This is a genomic window from Escherichia sp. AM3 (genome assembly GCF_032029835.1).
Taxonomy (GTDB): Bacteria; Pseudomonadota; Gammaproteobacteria; order Enterobacterales; family Enterobacteriaceae; genus Escherichia; species Escherichia coli.
On sequence record NZ_JAVUPQ010001235.1, the window covers coordinates 1 to 243 of the forward strand.

General features: G+C 58.4%; 1 protein-coding gene. It reads right to left on the reverse strand.

The annotated features are described in order from the left end of the window. Positions 1–243: phage tail protein (locus tag RTW80_RS30455; RefSeq protein ID WP_312721962.1), on the reverse strand; the 243-nt coding region annotated here is incomplete at both ends.

The following is a 243-nucleotide window of genomic DNA, read 5'->3' on the forward strand; positions in this document are numbered from 1 at the left end:
CCCGGCGCCCCTTTCGGTTCGCCTCTGACTGCCTGGTGCAGCCGATGGCTGTCATTTCCAGCTGATTGAAGCCGTATCGCGCCACCAGCGCCTGCTCAAATACCGGCTCCATCGCGTCGGCATAAGCGTTACCCGGGTCTGACCATGAAACCAGCGCTGTGGTGTAGCGGCTTTTCGTGGTGCTGCTCGAATAGGTGAATCGACCGCCAACAACGTTAGCGCGCGTATAGCTGTAATCAACAT